This is a genomic window from Streptomyces marispadix (genome assembly GCF_022524345.1).
In the GTDB taxonomy this organism is placed as follows: domain Bacteria; phylum Actinomycetota; class Actinomycetes; order Streptomycetales; family Streptomycetaceae; genus Streptomyces; species Streptomyces marispadix.
The window spans coordinates 2,691,813-2,712,325 of record NZ_JAKWJU010000002.1 but is presented as its reverse complement, the minus strand read 5'-3'; the positions used below and the strand labels follow the sequence as shown (position 1 = coordinate 2,712,325).

The following is a 20,513-nucleotide window of genomic DNA, read 5'->3' as shown; positions in this document are numbered from 1 at the left end:
GGGTGCCCTTCGGGGGCCTTCAGCGTGCACGCTTGACCCATGGCAGACGCACAGGCGCGGACAGCGGCACAGCAGGCACAGGCACAGGCGGGCGGGCGGCCGGACCCGGCGGCACGGGAACAGCCGGGGGAACAGGCACAGGCCCGGGAACGGGAGCAGGCACGACAGCGGGCACGCGTGCTCGAACAGGAGCTGCGGAAGGCGCTGCCCGGCGGTGACGTCGAATTCGGCAGCGGCACACGCTCGCTGTTCACCATGGACGCCTCCAACTACAGGCGTGTACCCGTGGGCGTGGTGGCCCCCCGCGACCGCGACGACGTGGAGGCGGTGCTGGCCGTCTGCCGCGAACAGGGCGTACCGGTGGTGGCGCGCGGCGCCGGCACCTCCATCGCGGGGCAGGCCACCGGCACCGGCGTGGTGCTCGACTTCACACGGCACATGGACCGCATCGAGTCGGTGGACCCGCAGACGCGTACGGCCCTCGTACAGCCCGGCGTGATCCTCGACCGGCTGCGTGACGCCGCGGCACCGCACGGGCTGACGTTCGGGCCCGACCCGTCCACGCACAGCCGCTGCACCCTCGGCGGGATGATCGGCAACAACTCGTGCGGCTCGCACTCCGTCGCCTGGGGCACGACAGCCGACAACGTACGGGAGCTGGAGGTCACCGGCTACGGGGGGCAGCGGATGACGCTCGGCCCCGGCGGCGAGGGTGTGCCGTCGCCGCTGCGCGAGGACGTACGGGCCCTGGTGCGCGGGGAGTTGGAGCGCCTGCGCACCGGCTTCCCCGAACTGCCGCGCCGCATCTCGGGTTACGCGCTCGACGAGCTGCTGCCCGAGAAGGGCGAGGACTGGGCGCGCGTCTTCACCGGCAGCGAGGGCACCCTCGGCGTGCTGACCCGGGCGAGGGTCGGGCTGGTGCCGGTCCCTGGGGCGCGAGTGCTGGCGGTGCTCGGCTACGCCGACGAGAGCGCGGCGGCGGAGGCGGCCGCGGGCCTGCTCGGCCACGCTCCGCTGACGGTCGAGGGCATGGCGAACGACCTGGTCTCCGACTCCGCCAGGGCCGGACTTCCGCGCGGCGGCGCCTGGCTGTTCGTGGAGGTCGGGGGCGACGACGAGGCCCAAGCGCGGTCCCGTGCACGTGAGTTGTGCGCCGCGGCGGCGGCCGACGGCAGTACCGGCCACATGCTCGTCGTGGCGCCCGCCGAGCAGCGTGTGCTGTGGCGCATCCGCGAGGACGCGTCGGGCACGGCGACGCGGCTCGGCGACACCGAGGCGTGGCCCGGCTGGGAGGACTGCGCGGTGCCGCCGCCCCGACTGGGCGCGTATCTGCGGGAGTTCAGGGCGCTGCTGCGTCAGTACGGGCTGCGGGGGCTGCCGTACGGGCACTTCGGCGACGGATGCATCCATGTGCGTATCGACTTCGACCTGATGGGGGAGGCGGGCATCGGGCGCTTCCGTGACTTCTCGTCGGACCTGGCGGATCTGGTCGTCGCTCACGGCGGTTCGCTCTCGGGCGAGCACGGCGACGGTCAGGCGCGTGCCGAGCTGCTGCCGAGGATGTACGGGGAGGAGATGGTCCGGCTCTTCGGCCGCTTCAAGGACTTGTGGGACCCGGCGGGAGGTCTCAACCCGGGAATGCTGGTGCGTCCCGCGCGCATCGACGAGAACCTGCGCTTCGCGCCGCTGCCCCGTGAGCCCGTCGACGTGGAGTTCGGCTATCCGCACGACGGGGGCGACTTCTCGGCGGCGGTACGGCGCTGCGTCGGCGTAGCCAAGTGCCGTAACACGCAGGCCGGTTCGAGCGTGATGTGCCCGTCGTTCCGTGCGACGGGCGAGGAGCGGCACTCCACCAGGGGGCGTGCCCGGCTGCTGCACGAGATGCTCGCGGGCGAAGTGGTCACGGACGGCTGGCAGTCGGAGGAGGTCCACGAGGCCCTCGATCTGTGCCTGTCGTGCAAGGGCTGCCGCAGCGACTGCCCGGTCAGCGTCGACATGGCCACGTACAAGGCCGAGTTCATGCACCACCACTACAAGGGCAGGCGCCGCCCGATGGCGCACTACTCGATGGGGCGGCTGCCGCAGTGGCTGCGGCTGGCCGCGGCGAGCCGCATGGTGCCGCTGCTCAACGCGGCTGCCCGGGTGGGGCCGTTGGCGGCGCTGGCGAAGCGGCTCGGCGGGATCGCACCGGAACGCGCCATCCCGGCGCTGGCACGTGAGCCGTTCACCCGGTGGTGGAGGAGGCGGCGCCGCGAGGCGCCCACGGGCGCCGGACAGAGCGGCGGCGAGCAGAGCCGCGACGGGCGGAACGGGGGCGAGCAGGTCGTGCTGTGGCCCGACACCTTCACCAACTACCTGTCCCCCGAGGCCGGTTCGGCTGCCGTGCGGGTGCTGGAGGATGCGGGGCTGCGGGTGAGCGTGCCCGAGCAGCAGGTGTGCTGCGGCCTCACCTATGTCTCCACCGGCCAGCTCGACCAGGCCCGTACGGTCATGCGCCGCACGCTGGACCGCATCGAGCCCGCACTGGACGCGGGTCTGCCCGTCACCGTGCTGGAGCCGCCGTGCGCGGCGGCGCTGCGTACCGACGTACCGGAGCTGCTGGGCGACGACCCGCGTGCGCGCCGCCTCGCCGAGTCCGTGAGGACCTTCGCGCAGACCCTCGCCGAGCACGCTCCCGGCTGGCAGCCGCCGCGCGTCGACCGGCCCGTCGCAGGCCAGACGCACTGCCATCAGCACGCCGTGCTCGGCGACGAGGAGGACCGGAGGCTGCGTGAACGGGCGGGCCTGACGGGCGAGTTGAGCAAGGGCTGCTGCGGTCTCGCGGGCAACTTCGGCTTTGAGAAGGGGCACTTCGAGGTGTCGGCCGCCTGCGCGGAGGACCAGCTTCTGCCTGCCGTGCGGAGGGCCGGGCCCGATGCGGAGCTGCTGGCCGACGGCTATTCGTGCCGTACGCAGCTCGAACAGCTCGGCGGTCACCGCAGCCGTCATCTGGCGGAGGTGCTGGCGGAGGCGCTGGAGCGGTCTGAGGAGGTGGAGCGCTCCGAGTAGCCGGAGCGCTCTGTGGAGCCGGGCGGGTTGCGGGAGCGGAAGCGAAGGGGAGGGCGAAGGGCCGGGCCCGGCGGCCCAATAGGTAATGCAAGCACGCTTGCTTGTTTTTCGTTCCGCTGTCACGCTCAGGGGGTGCCGGACGGCTGAGTGCCCAGCCGTCCGGCCCGTTCGAAGCGCAGGAAGCGGCGGAAAGGGGCGGGCGCGGGATGGCGGACGACGCCGGGAACGTGACGAAAGCCGTGCTCGCGGACCTGCGGGACGAAGGCGAGGCCCTGGACGGGCTTGTGGCCGGGCTCGACGAGAAGTCCTGGGCGCTTCCCACACCCGCGCCCCGCTGGACCGTCGCCCACCAGATCGCCCATCTCGCCTGGACCGACGGGCAGGCGCTGCTGGCCGCGACCGACGAATCCGCCTTCCGTGAAGCCTCGCAGGCCGCGCTCGCCTCGCCCGGCACCTTCGTCGACGAGGGCGCGGAGGCGGGAGCCGCGCAGCCGCCCGCGCGGCTGCTGGAGAGCTGGCGTGCCGGGCGTGACGAACTGCTGCGCGTACTGGGCGAGTTGCCGCCCGGCCGCCGGGTCCCCTGGTACGGCCCGGCGATGAGCGCCGCCGGCATGGCGACCGCACGGATCATGGAGACCTGGGCGCACGGCGAGGACGTGGCCGACGCCCTCGGCGTGACGCGCGAACCGACGGAGCGGCTGCGCCATGTCGTATGGATCGGCGTGCGGGCACGGGACTTCGCCTACGCGGTACGCGGGCTACAGCCGCCGGGGGAGCCCTTCCGCGTCGAACTGACCGGTCCCGGCGGCGAGTTGTGGGCACACGGCCCCGAGGACGCGGCACAGCGGGTGACCGGCGACGCGGTGGGCTTCTGCCGTCTGGTGACGCAGCGGATACACCGCGACGACTCGGGCGTGAGGGCCGAAGGGGCCGAAGCACAGCGGTGGCTGGAGATCGCGCAGGCGTTCGCCGGGCCGCCCGGCGAGGGGCGCGTACGCAAGGAGGACCAGAGGTGAGCGCGAACGCGGGGGAGACCCCGGGGACGGGGTCCGGCGCGGGGCACGGCGCGGGGGACGTGCTGCGCGTCGGCAACTGCTCCGGCTTCTACGGCGACCGCTTCAGCGCCATGGAGGAGATGCTCACGGGTGGCGCGCTCGACGTGCTGACCGGGGACTATCTCGCCGAGTTGACGATGCTGATACTCGGCCGCGACCGGCTGAAGGACCCTGCGCGAGGTTATGCGAAGACCTTTCTGCGGCAGTTGGAGACCGGTCTCGGGCTCGCCAAGGACCGAGGGGTACGGATCGTCGTCAACGCGGGCGGTCTCAACCCGGCCGGACTGGCCGACGCCGTAAGGGAGTTGAGCGAGCGCATCGGCGTACCGGCGGCCGTGGCCCATGTGGAGGGCGACGACGTACTGGCACGCGGGCCCGCCGGGTTGCGGGCGCCCGACGGATCGGGGGCCGAGCGGTCCGCGGCCGACGGGCCCGCGTCCGGGAGCGGCTGGGGCGAGGGGGTGCTGACAGCCAACGCCTATCTGGGCGGCGGCGGTATCGCCGCGTGTCTCAGGGGCGGCGCCGACATCGTCGTGACCGGCCGGGTGACGGACGCGGCACTCGTCAGCGGCGCGGCGGCGGCACATTTCGGCTGGGCCGAGGGCGACTTGGACGCGCTCGCCGGTGCCGTGGTCGCCGGTCATGTGCTGGAGTGCGGTGCGCAGGCCACCGGCGGCAACTACGCCTTCTTCGCGCAGGAGGAAATCGACGTCACACGGCCCGGCTTCCCGCTGGCGGAGATCGCCCGCGACGGAAGCGCCGTCATCACCAAGCACCCCGGCACCGGCGGCGCGGTCACCACCGGCACAGTCACCGCACAGCTTCTCTACGAGACGGCCGGTGCCCGCTACGCAGGGCCTGATGTGACCGCACGGATGGACTCGGTGCGACTCACGCAGGACGGCACGGACCGCGTGCGGATCTCCGGCGTGCGCGGTGAGGCGCCGCCGCCGAGGCTGAAGGTCGGTCTGACCAGGATGGGCGGCTGGCGCAACGAGGTGACGTTCGTGCTGACCGGTCTGGACATCGACGCCAAGGCGGCGCTCGTACGGCGGCAGTTGGAGGCCGAACTGTCGTCGCTGGAGGCCCGTGGGCGGCGGCCCAAGGAGGTGACCTGGACCCTGGCGCGTACGGACCACCCGGACGCTCCGGTGCAGGAGGAGGCGAGCGCACTGCTGAGGCTGGCGGTGCGGGACCCGGCCGAGGAGCGGGTCGGGCGGGCGGTGAGCGGTGCCGCGATCGAACTGGCGCTGGCCAGCATCCCCGGGTTCCATGTGACGGCGCCGCCGGGCAAGGGCTCCCCGTACGGGGTGTTCGAGACGGCCTGGGAGGACGCCGCGCGGGTGCCTCATACGGCGGTGCTCCCGGACGGGCGGCGAGTGACCGTACCGGCACCGGAGCGGACGCTGGAGCCGGCGCCGGTCGAAGAGCCCTCGCTGCCCGAACCGCTGCCCGACCCCCTCCCCGCCTCCTACGGGGAATCGCGCCGGATGCCGTTGGGCGCGGTGGCCGGGGCGCGCAGCGGCGACAAGGGCGGCAGCGCGAACGTGGGCGTCTGGGTGCGTACGGATGAGGCATGGCGGTGGTTGGTGCATGCGCTGACAGTTGATGAAATCTGTCATCTGCTACCTGAAATCCGTCATCTGCCAGTCACCAGGCACGTCCTCCCCAATCTGCGGGCTCTCAACTTCGTGATCGACGGCCTCCTGGGCGAAGGCGTCGCCTCACAGGCCCGCTTCGATCCCCAGGCCAAGGCCCTCGGCGAGTGGCTGCGTTCGCGAAAGACAGACATCCCGGAAGGACTTCTCCCGTGAGTGTGCTGACCTCGGCGCTTGACGTCTCCGGCGCCGAATACGCCGGGCACCGGCAGCAGATGCTCGACCGCATCGCCGAACTCGACGCCGAACTGGCCAAGGCGGTCGCGGGCGGCGGCGAGAAGTACGTCGAACGCCACCGCAAGCGGGGCAAGTTGCTCGCCCGCGAACGCATCGAGCTGCTTCTCGACCCCGACACCCCCTTCCTCGAACTGTCGCCGCTGGCCGGCTGGGGCAGCGACTACGCGGTGGGCGCGTCGCTGGTCACCGGCATCGGAGTCGTCGAGGGCGTCGAGTGCCTGATCACGGCGAACGACCCGACCGTACGAGGCGGCGCCAGCAACCCCTGGACGCTGAAGAAGGCCCTGCGCGCCAACGAGATCGCCTACGCCAACCGGCTCCCCTGCATCAGCCTCGTCGAGTCCGGCGGCGCGGACCTGCCCAGCCAGAAGGAGATCTTCATCCCGGGCGGCGCCCTCTTCCGTGACCTCACGCGGCTGTCGGAGGCCGGAATCCCCACGCTCGCCGTGGTGTTCGGCAACTCCACCGCCGGAGGGGCCTACGTCCCGGGCATGTCCGACCACGTGATCATGGTCAAGGAGCAGTCGAAGGTGTTCCTGGGCGGTCCGCCCCTGGTGAAGATGGCCACGGGCGAGGAGGCCGGCGACGAGGAGCTGGGCGGCGCGGACATGCACACCCGCGTCTCCGGCCTCGGCGACTACTTCGCGCTGGACGAGCCGGACGCGCTGCGCCAGGCCCGCCGTGTCGTCGCACGGCTCAACTGGCGTAAGGCCGACGGCGGTCGGGCGGGCCCCGCCGGTTACGGGCAGGTGCCCGCGCCGCCGCCGAAGTACGACGAGGACGAGCTGCTCGGCGTGGTGCCCGGCGATCTGAAGACGCCGTTCGACCCTCGTGAGGTGATCGCGCGCATCGTCGACGGCTCCGACTTCGACGAGTTCAAGCCGCGTTACGGCACGAGCCTCGTCACGGGCTGGTCGCGGCTGCACGGCTATCCGCTGGGCGTCCTCGCCAACGCACGCGGCGTGCTCTTCAGCGAGGAGTCGCAGAAGGCCACGCAGTTCATCCAGCTCGCCAACCAGCGCGACATCCCGCTGCTGTTCCTGCACAACACCACCGGCTACATGGTCGGCAAGGAGTACGAGCAGGGAGGCATCATCAAGCACGGCGCCATGATGATCAACGCCGTGTCCAACTCGAAGGTCCCGCATCTGTCGGTGCTGATGGGCGCCAGCTACGGGGCGGGCCACTACGGGATGTGCGGGCGGGCCTACGACCCGCGGTTCCTGTTCGCGTGGCCGAGCGCCAAGTCGGCGGTCATGGGCCCGCAGCAGCTCGCGGGCGTGATGTCGATCGTCATGCGGGAGTCGGCGGCGGCGAAGGGCAAGCCGTTCGACGAGGAGGCCGACGCCGGGCTGCGGGCGATGGTCGAGCAGCAGATCGAGGCGGAATCGCTGCCGATGTTCCTGTCCGGACGGCTCTACGACGACGGCGTGATCGACCCGCGCGACACCCGCACCGTGCTGGGGCTGTGCCTGTCCGCCATCCACACGGCACCGGTCGAGGGCGCACGCGGCGGCTTCGGCGTCTTCCGGATGTGACTGCGGTGGCTGCGGCGACTTCAGCGACTGCCGGAACGGCTGCGGGAGTTACGACGGCTGTGGGGGCTTCGGGAGCTGTGAGGGCTGCGGGGGTCAGGACGGCTGCACAGGCTACGAGGGCCGCGAAGGGCGGAGTGGAGCAGAGAATGATCACATCGGTGCTGGTCGCGAACCGCGGGGAGATCGCCCGCCGGGTCTTCCGCACATGCACGGAGCTGGGCATCGCCACGGTCGCCGTCCACTCGGACGCGGACGCGGGCGCGCCCCACGTAACGGAGGCGGACGCGGCGGTGCGCCTGCCCGGCGACCAGCCCGCGGACACGTATCTGCGGGGTGATCTGATCGTCGAGGCGGCGCTGGCGGCCGGTGCCGACGCGGTGCACCCCGGCTATGGATTCCTCTCCGAGAACGCCGGGTTCGCCCGTGCCGTGCTGGAGGCGGGGCTCGTGTGGATCGGGCCGCCCCCGGAGGCGATCGAGGCGATGGCGTCCAAGACCCGTGCGAAGAAGCTGATGGGAGAGGCGGGCGTGCCCCTGCTGGAGCCCGTACGGCCGGGAGAGGCGGCCGAGCGGGATCTGCCGCTGCTGGTGAAGGCCGCGGCGGGCGGCGGCGGACGTGGCATGCGGATCGTGCGTGAACTCGCCGCGCTGGAAGGGGAGATCGAGGCGGCGAGGGTGGAGGCCGCCTCGGCGTTCGGCGACGGCGAGGTCTTCGTCGAACCGTACGTCGAGCGCGGACGCCATGTGGAGGTGCAGATACTCGCCGACGGCCACGGCACGGTGTGGGTGCTGGGCACCCGCGACTGCTCGCTGCAAAGGCGCCACCAGAAAGTCCTGGAGGAGGCACCGGCACCAGGGCTGAGCGATGAACTACGCGACGTGCTGCACGAGTCGGCGGCCGACGCGGCGCGTGCCGTGGACTATCGGGGCGCGGGCACCGTGGAGTTCCTGGTCGCCGGGGACGGCCGGCAGGAGGGTGCGGACGGCGGGGACGCCGGAGAGTCCGCCGGGTCTGCCGACGCCCGCGCGTACTTCCTTGAGATGAACACCAGGCTCCAGGTCGAGCACCCCGTCACCGAGTGCGTGCACGGCGTGGATCTCGTGGCACTCCAGATCCGGGTCGCCGAGGGAGAGGCGCTGGACCCGGAGGGGCCGCCGCCGGCGCGCGGGCACGCGGTCGAGGCCCGTCTCTACGCGGAGGACCCGGCGAGGGGCTGGCAGCCGCAGACGGGCACCGTGCACCGTCTGGACGTACCGGGTGCGAGCGCGTTCATCGGCGCGACGGCCGGTTCGGGTTCGGTTGCGGCGTCAAGTGCGGGCGCACAGGCCGTAGTTCGTCTCGACAGCGGCATCGGGGACGGCGACGTCGTCGGCGTGCATTACGACCCGATGCTGGCCAAGGTCGTCGCATGGGCGCCGACGCGCCGCGAGGCCGTACGCAGGCTGGCGTCCGCGCTGGAGCGTGCGCGTGTGCACGGGCCGGTGACGAACCGGGACCTGCTCGTACGGTCCCTGCGTCACCCCGACTTCGCGGCCGCACGTCTCGACACCGGCTTCTACGACCGCAATCTGGACGCGCTCACCGCCCCAGGGCATACCGGAGAGGACGCGAACCGCCGACTGGCCGCTCTCGCCGCCGCGTTGGCGGACGCCGCACTCGTACGCACCACGGGCGGCACCGTCTCCGCGAGGCTCGGAGGGTGGCGCAACGTACCCGCGCATCCACAGTCGAAGACGTACCGAACCGAGCCCGGCCACGAGGAGATCGAGGTCCGCTACCGGCTCACCCGCGACGGACTGCGCCTGGACGGCGGCGATTTGGGCGACCTGGCGGAGCCGGGCGACTCGGATGGCGATGCGCACGGCGATGCGGCGGTGCGGCTGGTGGCGGCGGCGCCGGACGGGGTCACTCTCGAAGTGGGCGGAGTACGCCGGGACTTCGACGTCGCCCGTTACGGCGAGGACGGCTCGCGTATCCATGTCGACGCGTCGCCGCCACTGGGCTCGTACGCCTTCACCGCACTGCCCCGGCTGCGCGAGCCGGAGACCGCCAACGAACCCGGCTCGCTGCTGGCGCCCATGCCGGGCGCCGTGGCGCGGCTCGTACCGGGGCTGGCCGTGGGCGCGGCGGTCAAGGCGGGAGAGCCGCTGCTGTGGCTGGAGGCCATGAAGATGGAGCACAAGGTGGTCGCTCCCGCCTCCGGCATCCTCACCGCGCTGCACGCCGAACCCGGCAGGCAGGTGGAGGTCGGCGAACTGCTCGCCGTGGTCGGCGAGGACGACACGGCGGTGACGCCGGAGGGACCCGCGAAGGCCGAAGTACCCGCGGGAGCCCAGGAGTCCGGGCCTCACGAGTCCGGGGCTCACGAGTCCGGGGCTCAGGAGCCCGGGGCTCAGGAGTCCCAGCCCGTGGGGTCCCAGCCCGTGGAGTCCAGGGCTGAGGAGCCCGAGTCCGCATCCGCATCCGTGGAACAACCCGCACCCTCATCAGCACCGCCCGCCGAGAAGGAGCCGACATGCCCTCAGTGAACGCCGCCCTGCTGGAGACCGAGGAACAGCGCGACCTGCGAGCGGCCGTCGCCGCGCTGGGCAAACGCTTCGGACGCGAGTACTTCACCGGTGTCGTGGCCGCGGGCAAGCACACCGACGAACTGTGGGCCGAGGCCGCCTCGTTGGGTTATCTCGGCGTCAACCTCCCCGAGGAGTACGGCGGCGGAGGCAGCGGCATGAGCGAACTCGCCATCGTGCTGGAGGAGTTGGGCGCCGCGGGCTGCCCGCTGCTGATGATGGTCGTCTCGCCCGCGATCTGCGGCACCGTCATCGCCCGCTTCGGCACCGAGGAGCAGAAGCGCGAGTGGCTGCCCGGACTCGCGGACGGCAGCCGCAAGATGGCCTTCGGCATCACCGAACCCGACGCGGGCTCCAACTCCCACCGCATCACCACGACGGCACGCAAGGACGGCGACGACTGGCTCCTCACCGGACGCAAGGTCTTCATCTCCGGCGTGGACATCGCCGACGCCACGCTCATCGTCGGCCGCACCGAGGACGCCCGTACGGGCAAGCTCAAGCCCTGCCTCTTCATGGTTCCGCGCGACACCCCCGGCTTCACGCGCAGCCCCATCGAGATGGAACTCGCGGCGCCGGAGAAGCAGTTCGAGCTGGTGCTGGACGACGTGCGGCTGCCCGCGGACGCTCTCGTCGGCGGCGGTGAGGGTGAGGACGCCGGGCTGCTCCAGCTCTTCGCCGGGCTCAACCCGGAGCGCATCATGACGGCCGCCTTCGGCATCGGCATGGGGCGGCACGCCATCGACCGCGCGCTGGACTACGCCCGTACACGCACCGTCTGGAAGGAGCCCATCGGCAGCCACCAGGCCATCGCGCACCCGCTGGCCCAGGCCCACATCGAACTCGAACTCGCCCGGCTGATGATGATGAAGGCCGCGGCGCTCTACGACGCGGGCGACGACATGGGAGCGGGCGAGGCGGCCAACATGGCCAAGTACGCGGCCGGTGAGGCATGTGTGAAGGCCGTCGACCAGGCGGTGCACACCCTCGGCGGCAACGGCCTGACACGCGAGTACGGCATCGCCTCCATGATCACGGCGGCGAGGGTCGCCCGTATCGCGCCCGTCAGCCGGGAGATGGTGCTCAACTTCGTCTCGCACCAGACGCTGGGCCTGCCCAAGTCGTACTGAGCTGCCGGGTTGTCGAGCGGCGCACGCCGTAAGCGAGCGGCGGCGTAGGGGAGTTCGGGCCTGCGGGACAGAAGAGGGCAGAGACGCAGAGGCACGCAGAGGCGCGGAGAGGACTGGGAGAAGTGACCGGAACCGGCGAACAGGTGCAGGGCGACGGGCAGGCGGTGCGCAGCACACACGAGCGGGGCATCGCCGTGCTCACCCTCGACTCTCCGCACAATCGCAACGCCCTCTCCAAGGGCCTCGTCTCCGGGCTGTACGCCGGGCTGGAACGCGCCGCGGACGACCCGGACGTGCGTGCCGTGCTGCTCACCCACACCGGCAACACCTTCTGCGCGGGCGCGGATCTGCGCGAGGGCGGCGGCAGTCCGGGCGACCTCGCGGAGCTGCTCCGTACGATCGTGGAGCTGCCGAAACCGGTCGTCGCCCGGGTCGAGGGCCATGTGCGGGCAGGCGGCACGGGGTTGCTCGGTGCGTGCGACATCTCGGTGGCCGGGCCCGGGTCGAGCTTCGCGTTCACCGAGGCGCGCATCGGGGTCGCCCCGGCGGTGATCTCGATGCCGCTGCTGCCCCGACTCGACGCACGGGCGGCCTCCCGCTACTACCTCACCGGGGAGCGGTTCGGCGCCGTGGAGGCGGCCCGTATCGGTCTGGTGACGCTGGCGGCGGAGGACGGAGACGACGTCGACGACGTGCTGGCACCCGTGCTCGACGGCCTGCGGCGGGGCTCGCCGCAGGGGCTGGCGGAGTCGAAGAAGCTGGTCACTGCCGAGGTGCTGCGCGTCTTCGACCGGGACACCGATAACCTCGCGGCGTTGTCCGCGCGGCTGTTCGCCTCCGAGGAGGCCCGCGAGGGCATGACCGCCTTCCTCGAACGACGGGAGCCCTCATGGGTGCCGTGAACGTACGCGGCGCCGCACCGAAGCAGGACCGCAGCCGCGCCACGCGGCAGCGGCTGCTGGAGTCGGCCGTCACCTGCCTCGCCGAACACGGCTGGACCGGCAGCACGGTGACGGTGGTGGCCGAGCACGCCGGTGTCTCGCGCGGCGCCGCACAGCACCATTTCCCCACGCGTGAGGACCTGTTCACGGCGGCTGTCGAGTACGTGGCCGAGGAGCGTTCCAAGGCGCTGCGCTCGCCCGCGCGGGGGCTCCCGGACGAGAGGTCCGCGGTGGGGATGCTGGTCGACCTCTACACCGGTCCGCTCTTCCGCGCCGCGCTCCAGCTTTGGGTCGCGGCCTCGAACGAGCCTCAACTGGGGCCCCGTGTCACGGCGTTGGAGGCGCGGATCGGCCGCGAGACGCACCGTATGGCCGTCGAACTGCTGGGCGCGGACGAGTCCGTGCCGGGCGTGCGCGAGACGGTGCAGGGGCTGCTGGACATGGCACGCGGCCTGGGCCTCGCCAATCTGCTGACGGACGACAGCGCACGGCGTGACCGTGTCGTCGCACAGTGGGAGTCGATCGTCCGGGACGCGCTGGCGCGGTAGCGGGCCTGGCGCGCCGGCTGTCCGGCGCTCCGGCTTCCCGGTGTGGCCAGGTGGGCAACCGGCCCCGGCCTGCGCTCTGTTGAGCGCCGGGCGCTCTCTCTCGTTTGCTCTCACGCCGCCATGGCGCCCGTTGTCCCTCCACGGCCTCATTCACCGACGTGGACGGGGATCGTAAGTGTGCGCTGCCACAGGGACGTTCGCGGTGCGGCGACATGCGCTTGTGCGCGGTATTGACGCTCTACGGGGGCACTTCTAAGGTGACGCTCGATTCATGAATCTGGCAGATGTTCATGATGCTGAACATCGAGTGCGGAGAGCCTTCTGGCGGTGCATCTCCGCTCCTCTGCTCGGCACCCCTGAACTCGGCCTCCCCCGCAGGGGTTTGACGGTCACGCCGAATGCGAGGAGTCGTGATGTCCGTACTGGACTGGACCGTGGTCGGTGCGTACTTCTTCGTGATGCTGGCCATCGGCGTGTGGTCCAGGACCCGCGTCGAGAACGTCGCCGACTTCTTCACGGCACGTGGCCGCGTCCCCTGGTGGCTCTCCGGCATCTCCCACCACATGTCGGGCTACAGCGCGATCATGTTCGTCACCTTCGCCGCCGTCGCCTACGACTACGGCGTCACCGTCTACTTCTGGTGGCCGCTGACCATCGGACTCGGCATCGGCGTCGGCGCGTTCCTCTTCGCCGCGCGCTGGAACCGGCTGCGCGCCAAGCACGGCGTCAACTCGCCCCTGGCGTATCTCGCCGTCCGCTACGGACTGCCGACGCAGCAGGTCCTCGCCTACAGCGGCGCCGCCTTGAAGGTCGTCGACATCGCGGCCAAGTGGGTGGCGATAGCGGTGCTGTTGCAGGGCTTCGCGGACATCCCGCTGGTGTGGGGCATCGGGGTCACCGGCGTGTGCACGATGTTCTACGTCACCTTCGGCGGGCTGTGGGCCGACGTCCTCACCGACTTCGGGCAGTTCGTCATCCAGGCGGTGGCCGGATTCGCGATGCTCTTCGCCGTGATGGGGCACCTCGGCGGCGTCTCCTCCCTGTGGACGATGTGGGGCGACCTGCCGGAAGGGCACGGCGACCCCGTCGCGGGCGACGTCACGCTCGGGCTGATCATGGCGTTCCTTCTGGTGAAGACCTTCGAGTACAACGGCGGCATGTGGAACCTGGCGCAGCGCTACATGTCCGCGCCCAACGGCTCCCGAGCCCGCAAGTCGGCCCTGCTGTCGGCCGCGTTGTGGCTGGTCTGGCCGTTCATCCTCTTCGTGCCGATGATCGCGGCGCCGCTCATCGTGCCCGGCCTGGACAACGCCGAGGACTCCTACATACGTCTCGCACAGGAGCTGATGCCCACGGGCTTCATCGGGCTGCTGCTCGCGGGCTTCTTCTCGCACACCATGGCGATGGTCGCGTCCGACTCCAACGTCATCACGGCCGTCATCACCCGCGATCTCGCGCCCGTACTGGTGCCTCGGGTACGGCAGTTGACGCAGCGCGGACAGTTGCTCTTCGCACGCGTCACCACGGTCGCCTTCGTCACGGCGAGCATGGCGCTGGCCCTCTTCAGCGACCCGGACGGCTTCATCATGACGGTGGTCGTGAGCATCGTGGCGGCCACCATGGGGCCGATCTCGATTCCGCTGATGCTGGGGCTGCTGCCGTGGTTCAAGCGGACGGGGGCGCTCGCGGCGATCGTCTCGTGGGCGGGCGGACTCGCGGTTTGGGCGTATCTGTACTGGGGCGTGGGCGACGCCTCGGAGGCCGCCACGGTCGGCTTCCCCGTGCTGACGTCGCTGGTGCTGTACGCAGGCATCGGACTGGCGAGGCCGGAGGACGACGCGGAGCGCACGGCACTGGTCGACTCCCTCGCCGACGACCCCAGCGAAGAGGAACGCCTCGCCCTGGAACGGCGGTTCCTGGCCGACCCGGACAAGCGGGGCGAGGAAGAGGAGCGCACGTTGGCGGGGTGAGCAGGCTTGACTCACCCCACGCTTCGCACCACGCCCTCGCCGCCCGAGAGCGTTCGTCGCGGGCTGCCCCAACTTCAGGCAGCCGAGGGCGACTTCGTCCAGCCGCCGTAGCCTCGCCGCCGCCTTGGGGACGTCCGCGAAGACGCTCAGCGCCTCCTCGACGGTCATCTCCAGTACGTCCGCGATGTCGTAGCCGGGCCCTCGCCCACCACGGCCCGCCCCGTACCGGGCACCGCCGTTACGGCGCGCAGGAGTTCCGGGACGCCCGGCTCGTGAGCATGCTGCGGCGCAGCCGCTACCCGCTGCCGCGGACCGTCGACGTACTGGAGGGGCTGCGGCGCACGGGCAGTACGGACGCGCTGCGCGCGGCTGTCGCGCAGCGGCAGGAGGAGCTGGGCCGGGCGGCGCTCGCCATGCTGGAAGGGGCGGCCCTGCTGCACGGCTATGCGACCGAACACGCAGGCGGGGCCGGGCAGAAGCACTGAGCGGGCCCCCGTGGGAGCCCGCCCTTACGCTGAACTGCCCGCCCCGGCAGGGGCGTTGACGCCCCTCAGCGCCTCGCTCTCAATGGTTCACCGCACCTCAGTGCCGCGCCTCCCCGTACCCGTCGACCTCCCGCGGATCGCGCGGCCCCGGCCCGACGTAGCGTGCCGAGGGCCGCACCAGCCGTCCCGTGCGCTTCTGCTCCAGGATGTGCGCGGCCCAGCCCGCCGTACGGGCGCAGGTGAACATCGACGTGAACATGCTCGCGGGGACCTCGGCGAAGTCCAGCACGATCGCCGCCCAGAACTCCACGTTCGTCGCCAGCACCCGGTCGGGTCGGCGCTCGTGCAGCTCCGCCAGCGCCGCGCGCTCCAGCGCCTCGGCGACCTCGTAGCGCGGCGCGTCCAGTTCCTTGGCCGTACGGCGCAGCACGCGGGCCCTCGGGTCCTCGGCCCGGTAGACGCGGTGCCCGAAGCCCATCAGGCGCTCGCCGCGGTCGAGTTGGCGCTTCACGAACGCCGTGGCGTCCCCGGTGCGTTCGATCTCCTCGATCATGCCGAGCACCCGCGAGGGGGCGCCGCCGTGCAGCGGGCCGGACATCGCGCCGACCGCGCCGGAGAGCGCCGCCGAGACATCGGCCCCCGTGGAGGCGATGACGCGGGCGGTGAAGGTGGAGGCGTTCATGCCGTGCTCGGCGGCGGACGTCCAGTAGGCGTCGACGGCGGCCACGTGCTTCGGGTCGGGCTCGCCGCGCCAGCGGCGCATGAACCGCTCGACGACGGTCTCCGCCTTGTCGATCTCCCGCTGCGGCACCATCGGCACGCCCGGACCGCGTGCCGACTGAGCCACGTAGGACAGGGCCATGACGGCGGCACGCGCCAGGTCCTCACGCGCCTGCCGCTCGTCTATGTCGAGCAGCGGCTTCAGTCCCCAAACGGGGGCGAGCATCGCGAGCGCCGACTGCACGTCGACGCGGACGTCGCCGGAGTGCACGGGGATCGGGAACGGCTCGGCGGGCGGGAGGCCCGGGTTGAAGCTTCCGTCGACCAGCAGGCCCCAGACGTTGCCGAACGAGACGTGGCCCACGAGGTCCTCGATGTCCACGCCGCGGTAGCGCAGGGCGCCGCCCTCCTTGTCGGGTTCGGCGATCTCCGTCTCGAACGCGACGACTCCTTCGAGTCCGGGTACGAAGTCGGACATCAGGCGGCTCCTCATGAGGTTGTGGGGCCGGCGCACGCCGTTCGTGGGGCGTGGCCGGTTTCTGTTCGGGCGGGCGGGGACGCGGCGGCTCCATCGCCGTTGCGGGCGGCGGCCGTTGCGGCCGGCGACCACCGCGACCGACCACCGCGACCGACCGACGCGACCACCGCGACCGGGCCGTGGCGACCGCCGCGACCACGGCTGCCGTGGCGTCCTCGCCCGGTCCGCGTCGTCCACCACAGGGCCTGCCCCGTGATGAGCTTCGTCATCCCGCGAGGCCGCCGCGCGACGGAGACCGGACCGGCACCGGCCCGCGGCCGGTTCGCCCGCCCGCCGTGTCGGCTCGGCTGACGATTTTGCGGCTTCGGCGCGGTCGCTGACATCCGGATACGGGGGTGAGATCAGGCACACGGACGCGGCGGCGGGCGATGCTGCAAGATGAACGCGTGCCCGACGCAGACGAAGAAGCCGCCCGCAACGCCCCGCTCGCACCCCTCACGGCTCCCGCGCCTCTCACCGTCCTCGACCCGGCGGCGATGCGTACCCGCTACCGCGCGCAGGGCCTGTCCGAGCAGGAGCTGGCGCCCGACCCGTACGCCCAGTTCGCGCGCTGGTTCGCCGAGGCCGCGGCGAGCGGGCTGCACGAGCCGAACGCGATGATCGTCTCGACGGCCGCCGCCGACGGACGGCCCAGCTCCCGCACCGTGCTGATGAAGCAGTACGACGAGCGCGGCTTCGTCTTCTTCACCAACTACGGCTCCCGCAAGGGCCGCGAGCTGGACGCCAACCCTTACGCGTCGCTGCTCTTCCCCTGGCACCCCATCGCCCGCCAGGTCATCGTCGCGGGCAGGGCCGAGCGGATCGCACGGGAGGAGACCGTGGCGTACTTCCGTACGCGCCCGCACGGTTCGCAGCTCGGGGCGTGGGCGAGCGAGCAGTCCTCGACGGTGGCCTCGCGGGCCGAACTCGACCGTCTCTACGCCGGTCTCGCGGAGCGCTATCCCGAGGGCGAGGACGTACCGGCACCGCCCGGCTGGGGCGGCTTCCGGGTACGGGCGGACTCGGTGGAGTTCTGGCAGGGCCGGGAGAACCGGCTGCACGACCGGCTGCGCTACGTCCGTACGGCACGGCCCGGCGACGGGATGGGGCGCGGGGAAGCGGACGGCGGCGCCCCGGAGTGGACCGTCGAGCGGCTCTGCCCCTGACGGCCGCGCCCGCGGACCCTCCGAGCACACCTCAAGGCTCTCCGAGTACACCTCGAAGGGTCTTCAAGGGCCTTCAGCGCCTTCAAGCACGCAGACGGCCCGCGGGCTGCTCCGCTCGCCGGGGCGAACGGCGCCGGTCGGACGAGTCCGACGAGCCCGCGGGCCGGGTGACTGCATTGAGATTGGCCGGCGATACCGGCGTCACACTGTGGCGTCGGCGCTAGGCCGCAGCCACCTCACGCGTCCGGGAAAGCTTCATTTACCGGATCACCTCCTTTCTCGTGTACCGAGAACGCTAGGCAGCGCCCAGGGCACCCGCAAGCGATTTCGGGGGCGCAACGATTTCCACGAACACCGTGTGCCCTGCGTCACGTTCGAGTTGAATGATCCGTACGCGCATACAAGCGGCTGTAATCCGGCGCGTTCAGCAGGGGGTGCTCAGGTGTCCGCTCGATCCAGGACCCACGCTGCTTCGTCGTCCGACGGCGACGACAGGCACGGGCCCGACGACGAACTGCTGCTGGCGGCGCTGCTGGACGGCATGGACGCGGCGCTGTGCGCCTTCGACGCGGACGGCGTCGTCACCCACTGGAACCGCGAGGCGGAACGGCTGCTGGGCTGGACCCAGGAGGAGGCCGTCGGACGGCAGGGGCTGGCGGGCTGGGCGCTGCGCGAGGCCGACGCCGAGCAGGTGCAGGCGCGCCTCCTCGCCGCCATGCACGCCCCGGGACGTCAGGTGCACGAGTTCGCGCTGCTGACGAAGGACGGGCGGCGCCTTCTCGTACGTACCCAGGCGTCCGGGGTGGCCGCGGCCGACGGCAGCCCGATGGGCGTCTACTGCGCCTTCAGCGAGGTGCACGCGCAGATCGACCTGGAACGCTCCATCGCCCTGAGCGAATGCCTCTTCGAGGACGCGACGTGGGGCGTGGTGCTCGTCGACGCCGATCTGCGTCCCGCCGTGGTGAACGTGTCGGCGGCGAGCGCCTTCCGTGTCTCACGTGCCGCGATGCTCGGGCGTCCGCTGGGTGAACTCGTGGACCAGGGCGTGGAGGAGCTCGAGGGCGCGCTTCAGCATGTGCTGGCAGACGGTCCGCCCGTCGCGCCCGCCGAGATCTGGGTGACGCTCCGCTCGGGACGCCGTACGGACGGGACGGCCGCCGGTGCGGGCGGTGCCGTGGGCGCGGTGTCGGCGGTGGGTGAGAACAGCGGCGGTGCACGGCGCTGCTGGCGCAGCGGCTTCCTGCGGCTGTCGTCGCCGCTGGCGGAGGCGCCGGTGCCGCTCGGCGTCGCATGGCTCTTCCAGGACGTGACGGAGTCCAAGCGGCAGGAGCAGGAGACCGACCGGCTGCGTTTCCGCGACAGCCAGCTCCACCGGGCGGCACGTGCCGCCGCCGAGTGCGAGAAGCCCATGGAGGCGGCGACGGTCCATCTCGACTTCGCCCTCGCGGGCTTCGCCGACCACGCTCTGCTCGACCTCGCGCCCCTTCCCGACAGCGGCGGGGAGTGCGGCGACGGCAGGGACGACGACTGCCGCGGACTCGACGCCGAAGGGCCGGCCACCACCCCCCGCCTGGTGCGGGTCGCGGCCACCCCGGCGGCGGGGCCCGGCCCTTCGCCGTCGCTCCAGCAGGGTCTCGCCGGACGGGCGGGCCCCGGAATTCCGGGCGTTCCAGGAGCCCCTGGCGGCATCCCCGTCGGCTATCCGCCGGGGCACCCCGCGCATCAGGCGTACGCGCGATGCGGTTCGGTACGGGCCAGCGTCGGCGGTGTCGCGGCCACGGGCGGCGCGGGCAGCGTGGTCGAGGGATGGGCCGCCGCCCGCAAGTGGCCGGAGGGCACGGTCCACGGGCTGTGCACGGTGCTGCGCAGCCGTGGCCGCACGCTCGGCGTGGTCACCTTCCTCCGCGGCGCGAGCCGCCGCTCCTTCGACCGTGCGGACGCCGCGTACGCGGAGGACATCGCCGTACGGATCGCCGCGGCCGTGGACATGGCGCAGATGGCGGGCGCGATCGAGGCGCCGGACGAGGCCGCCGCGGCGACGGGCGGCGTGCAGACGGGCGGCGGTCAGCGGTAGGACGCGGCGGCGGGCGCCTCGGCGGCAGGCGTTCGACGACGCGTGCTCACGTCCTGCGTGCTCACGCGGTGCCCTGTCAGCAGCGGTGCGTGCTCAGCGGTAGAAGATGCGGTCCGCGTAGCGCTCCATGACGGTGTCGTTCCAGGCGAGGCCGCCGTCGACGTTCCCGGAGCGCAGCAGCGGCGGTTCGACGCCGCGGGCGACGAGTTCGCCCGCGGCTGAGGCGACCACTGCCTGCATGATCGCGCTGGTGACGACCGTCGAGGCGGGAGCGAAGGGCGCGGGCACGCCGTCCGTCGTCAACTCCGCGTCCCCCACGGGGATTCCGCTGTCGAGGACGATGTCGCAGTGGTCCTTGAGGAAGGTTCCGCTGGAGTGCCGCGACGTGGTCTCGTGCGCGTAGGCGACGGAGGTCACCCCGACGACCTTGATGCCGAGGCCCCGCGCGTGCGAAGCCATCTCGACCGGCAGCGCGTTGCGGCCCGAGAGGGAGATGACGAACAGCAGGTCGCCCGAGCGCGCGGGTCCTGTGTCGAGCACGGCGGACGCGAGCCCGTCGACGCGTTCGAGGGCGCTGCCGAGCGTGGCGGGGCGTACGTCCACGCCGACCGCGCCGGGCACCGGCAGCAGATTCATCACGGCGAGGCCGCCCGCCCGGTAGACGACGTCCTGGGCGGGCAGCGAGGAGTGCCCGGCCCCGAATGCGAAGATCCTTCCGCCCTCCTCGACGGTGCGGGCGAGCAGCGTTCCGGCGGCGGCGATGTCCTTCCCTGCGGCCTCTCTGACCTTCTGGAGCAGGGAGATCGCGGCGTCGAAGAAGCCGTTCGCCAGCGTTTGGTCGCTCATGCCGCAGGTCCCC

14 protein-coding genes are annotated in these 20,513 nt (G+C 72.0%); 12 read left to right on the top strand and 2 right to left on the bottom strand.

Annotated elements, in window-relative coordinates:
* Positions 1-39 precede the first annotated feature (39 nt).
* From MMA15_RS11195 to MMA15_RS11150, 10 genes are all read left to right on the top strand, one after another.
* On the top strand, positions 40-3,048 hold the full coding sequence (locus MMA15_RS11195; protein WP_241058957.1) for an FAD-binding and (Fe-S)-binding domain-containing protein: 3,009 nt from the start codon (positions 40-42) through the stop codon (positions 3,046-3,048).
* 206 nt (positions 3,049-3,254) lie between these two features.
* The gene (locus MMA15_RS11190; RefSeq protein WP_241058956.1) at positions 3,255-4,064 is read left to right on the top strand and encodes a TIGR03084 family metal-binding protein; all 810 of its coding nucleotides are present in this window, start codon (positions 3,255-3,257) and stop codon (positions 4,062-4,064) included.
* Between the two features lie 110 nt (positions 4,065-4,174).
* A complete protein-coding gene (locus tag MMA15_RS11185; RefSeq protein ID WP_241063141.1) occupies positions 4,175-5,917 on the top strand; it encodes an acyclic terpene utilization AtuA family protein in 1,743 nt (580 codons plus the stop codon).
* Entirely contained in the window at positions 5,914-7,536 is a 1,623-nt protein-coding gene (locus tag MMA15_RS11180; RefSeq protein ID WP_241058955.1) for an acyl-CoA carboxylase subunit beta, read from the top strand. The genes MMA15_RS11185 and MMA15_RS11180 overlap by 4 nt, the downstream gene beginning before the upstream one ends.
* A 146-nt stretch (positions 7,537-7,682) precedes the next feature.
* Complete coding sequence (locus tag MMA15_RS11175) at positions 7,683-10,064, top strand: ATP-binding protein (RefSeq protein WP_241058954.1); 2,382 nt, start codon at positions 7,683-7,685, stop codon at positions 10,062-10,064.
* Complete coding sequence (locus tag MMA15_RS11170) at positions 10,052-11,233, top strand: acyl-CoA dehydrogenase family protein (RefSeq protein WP_241058953.1); 1,182 nt, start codon at positions 10,052-10,054, stop codon at positions 11,231-11,233. Before MMA15_RS11175 ends, MMA15_RS11170 begins: the two co-directional genes overlap by 13 nt.
* 122 nt (positions 11,234-11,355) lie before the next feature.
* Positions 11,356-12,135 carry an enoyl-CoA hydratase family protein gene (locus MMA15_RS11165; RefSeq protein ID WP_241058952.1) on the top strand — a complete coding sequence of 260 codons (780 nt, stop codon included), beginning with the start codon at positions 11,356-11,358 and terminating at the stop codon, positions 12,133-12,135.
* On the top strand, positions 12,123-12,722 hold the full coding sequence (locus MMA15_RS11160) for a TetR/AcrR family transcriptional regulator (RefSeq protein WP_241058951.1): 600 nt from the start codon (positions 12,123-12,125) through the stop codon (positions 12,720-12,722). Before MMA15_RS11165 ends, MMA15_RS11160 begins: the two co-directional genes overlap by 13 nt.
* Positions 12,723-13,135: 413 nt before the next feature.
* A complete protein-coding gene (locus MMA15_RS11155; RefSeq protein ID WP_241058950.1) occupies positions 13,136-14,692 on the top strand; it encodes a sodium:solute symporter family protein in 1,557 nt (518 codons plus the stop codon).
* A gap of 272 nt (positions 14,693-14,964) precedes the next feature.
* Positions 14,965-15,177 (top strand): MerR family transcriptional regulator, encoded by a 213-nt coding sequence (locus MMA15_RS11150; protein WP_241058949.1) that lies wholly within the window; start codon positions 14,965-14,967, stop codon positions 15,175-15,177.
* A 97-nt stretch (positions 15,178-15,274) separates the two neighbouring features.
* On the opposite strand, the gene MMA15_RS11145 is transcribed toward MMA15_RS11150, so the two are convergent.
* Positions 15,275-16,375, bottom strand: coding sequence for a citrate synthase 2 (locus MMA15_RS11145; protein ID WP_241058948.1), 1,101 nt, complete (start codon positions 16,373-16,375; stop codon positions 15,275-15,277).
* A 536-nt stretch (positions 16,376-16,911) separates the two neighbouring features.
* Between MMA15_RS11145 and pdxH the strand changes: the two genes are divergently transcribed.
* Together pdxH and MMA15_RS11135 are read left to right on the top strand one after the other, a co-directional pair.
* Positions 16,912-17,580 carry a pyridoxamine 5'-phosphate oxidase gene (pdxH, locus tag MMA15_RS11140; protein WP_241063140.1) on the top strand — a complete coding sequence of 223 codons (669 nt, stop codon included), beginning with the start codon at positions 16,912-16,914 and terminating at the stop codon, positions 17,578-17,580.
* 442 nt (positions 17,581-18,022) lie between these two features.
* Entirely contained in the window at positions 18,023-19,654 is a 1,632-nt protein-coding gene (locus MMA15_RS11135; protein ID WP_241058947.1) for a PAS domain-containing protein, read from the top strand.
* A 93-nt stretch (positions 19,655-19,747) separates the two neighbouring features.
* Here MMA15_RS11135 and MMA15_RS11130 read toward each other — a convergent pair whose 3' ends face one another.
* Positions 19,748-20,500, bottom strand: a complete 753-nt coding sequence (locus tag MMA15_RS11130; RefSeq protein ID WP_241058946.1) for an SIS domain-containing protein — start codon at positions 20,498-20,500, stop codon at positions 19,748-19,750.
* Between the last annotated feature and the right edge of the window lie 13 nt (positions 20,501-20,513).